3 protein-coding genes and 2 pseudogenes are annotated in these 2,415 nt (G+C 68.3%); 3 read left to right on the top strand and 2 right to left on the bottom strand.

Annotated elements, in window-relative coordinates:
- On the bottom strand, nucleotides 1-124 hold a 124-nt coding region (locus tag ACZ5CR_RS43665; protein ID WP_468868810.1), incomplete at its 3' end, for a DUF397 domain-containing protein.
- Entirely contained in the window at nucleotides 84-932 is an 849-nt protein-coding gene (locus ACZ5CR_RS43660; protein WP_468868808.1) for a helix-turn-helix domain-containing protein, read from the bottom strand. The genes ACZ5CR_RS43665 and ACZ5CR_RS43660, both read right to left, overlap by 41 nt.
- A gap of 137 nt (nucleotides 933-1,069) precedes the next feature.
- Between ACZ5CR_RS43660 and ACZ5CR_RS43655 the strand changes: the two genes are divergently transcribed.
- From ACZ5CR_RS43655 to ACZ5CR_RS43645, 3 genes and pseudogenes are all read left to right on the top strand, one after another.
- Nucleotides 1,070-1,459, top strand: coding sequence for an ATP-binding protein (locus ACZ5CR_RS43655; protein ID WP_468868805.1), 390 nt, complete (start codon nucleotides 1,070-1,072; stop codon nucleotides 1,457-1,459).
- 66 nt (nucleotides 1,460-1,525) lie between these two features.
- Nucleotides 1,526-1,915: pseudogene (locus ACZ5CR_RS43650) on the top strand (DUF7144 family membrane protein); the annotation flags it as partial.
- Nucleotides 1,916-2,121: 206 nt separating this feature from the next.
- Nucleotides 2,122-2,415, top strand: a pseudogene (locus tag ACZ5CR_RS43645) (ion channel protein); the annotation flags it as partial.

The following is a 2,415-nucleotide window of genomic DNA, read 5'->3' as shown; positions in this document are numbered from 1 at the left end:
TGTACGTCGACTTGCGCCCCGTTGTGCCGTTGAGGGGGGCGCATTCGATGCATTCGCCGCCGCTGCTGCCGCTGTAGGACGACTTACGCCACCGTGCGCCCCTCGGGCTCTGCCTGGTCCCCATAACGCTCCTCCAGTACGCGGGCGATCAATGCCGCCGATGCCTCCACAGAGAGGGCCGCGGCCTGCAAATGATCGTAACGGTGAGCGCAGTCCCTGGTGACTTCTGGGTTGGCGAGAACGTGGGCGGATCCATAGCTCTCGGCATAGGTGATGTCCGGGTCACCATCGAACCTCAGAACATTGAACGACCCTACTGTTGCTGGATGTTGGCCCGCTTCAAAGGGGAGGACCTGGATGCGGACGTCACGCTGGTCCCGAAAGTCCAACAGGTGTTGCAGTTGGCTTCGCATGACCTCGTGGCTACCGAACGGCCTGTACAAAACCGCCTCGTCGAGCACCACCCAAACCAACGGCGGGCGTTGCCTGCCCAAGATGCGCTGCCGCTCCATCCTTGCGCCTACGGCCTCGTCAAGCCTCTCCGACCATCCGGCCCGAAGCACCGCCCGTGCGTACTCCTCCGTCTGCAACAGCCCGTACACCAACTGGCACTGATACGTGGAGATGTACGTAGCCCGAGCCTCCAGCTCCGCATACGCCTGGAACCACGTAGGCAACTGGCTCCGCAACACCAGCCCCACCAACCGCGAAAACACCCCGTCAGTCCCAAGCGCCGCATCCACCCGCTCGGAGAAATCCCTCGTCGGCACCTTCTTCGCCGTCTCGATCTGGCCCACCAGCGAGCCCGTACAGAAGATGATGCCGCCCAGCTGGCCCTGCTTCAGGCCCGCCGCCTCCCTCAGGCGCCGCAGTTCCGAGCCGTAGTAGTCCAGCGGGGAAGCGCTGGGGTCGAGTTCGTTGATGCGGACCATGGGACGGTCACCCCCAGGTTCAAACGCTCTGTCACGTTGCTCTCGCTCTGTAGCCCAGCGTAACCAGCCAACTCCACGCTGGTGACATGAATCACGCAACTCCCCCTCCACCCCTGCCCGTTCGCGGGAAGTACCGGATGAGTCTCACGCTCGGTGAGCACTCCGCCCGGCACCTGCGCTTCATCCTCCGGGCGTATCTGGGGAGTTGGGGCATGGGCGAGCTCCGCGACTGCGCCGAGCTGGCCCTCACCGAACTCGTCACGAACGTCGTGCGCCACGTGCCGGACCGCCAGTGCGAACTCCTCATCCTGCGGCGCCCGCAGGGCCTCCGCGTGGAGATCGCGGACCGGTGTCCCCGCCTGCCCAGGCAGGGCGACGGCGAGGAACTGGCCGATGGCGGACGCGGATTGCTCATCGTCGCGGCGGTCACCGATCGCTGGGGCGTCGATCCGCGGCCGGACGGCGGCGGCAAGACGGCGTGGTTCGAGTGCGATGCCAAGGACCCGGGACCGAACCGTTCGGCCTAAGCCCGCTCGCGTGCCCCGTAGGGCTGTCGGACGCTGAGAATTCCTGTCGAAAGAGATGAGGTGCCCATGAGCAGCGGCACGAGCAACCCTCGGGGCGAGAGCGCCTGGGCGTCAGGCGGCACGATGTTCGCGGGTGTCCTGATGCTGGTCTACGGCGTTCTCGGCATCCTCGAAGGCATCGCGGGCATCGCTAAGGACGACGTCTACGCGCGCATCGGGGACTACGTCTACAAGCTGAACCTCACCACGTGGGGCTGGCTGCACCTGATCCTCGGCATCCTGGTCGCGGTCACCGGTTACGGCATCCTCAAGGGCGCGGCCTGGGCCCGGGGAAGCGGTATCGCGCTGGCGTCGCTGGCCGTGGTCCTGCAGTTCCTGTGGCTGCCGTACCAGCCGATCTGGGCGCTCATCTCGATCGCGATCGGCCTCTTCATCATCTGGGCGCTCTGCACGGACCACCCGCACGGTCACGCCGGCCATGCCGCCCCGCCGAGCGGTGGGGCGGCATCGGGCGGTTGGGGCGCCCGCAGCACCTCCAGCGGCCCCGGCCCGTTCGCCGAGGGCTCCGGTGGCGCCGACCCCGGGCCCCCCGGCGGCCCGGACCGCACTCCGCCCGCCGCTCCCTGACCGGACGCGAGGCGGTGGCCGGTCGGGGAGGGCCCATGACACCGCAGGCCCGCGCCCTGCTCCCGCTCGTCCTGCCCGCCCTGCTCATCGGCGTCGGATCCAGCCTGGTCCTGCTGCTGCTCAGCCTGGTGTCCGAGCGGCTGCAGGATCTGCTGTGGGACACGCTGCCGGACGCGGTCGGCGTCTCCGGGACGTCGGCGGGGTGGATCATCGCCATGCTCACGGCGGCGGGGCTCGTCGTGGGGCTGATCGTGTGGAAGGTCCCAGGGCACGCGGGGCCCGACCCCGCCACGCTCGTCCTGGTCGCTCCGCCGCTTCCCGTGCGGCTG

It is taken from the genome of Streptomyces sp. NPDC031274 (assembly GCF_055570235.1).
The sequence above is the reverse complement of the archived record's forward strand: the minus strand, read 5'-3'. Positions and strand labels throughout refer to the sequence as shown.

Coding starts and splice junctions, on each gene's coding strand:
- ACZ5CR_RS43660 (WP_468868808.1), bottom strand. CDS start 932: ATGGTCCGCATCAACGAACTCGACCCCAGCGCTTCCCCGCTGGACTAC.
- ACZ5CR_RS43655 (WP_468868805.1), top strand. CDS start 1,070: ATGAGTCTCACGCTCGGTGAGCACTCCGCCCGGCACCTGCGCTTCATC.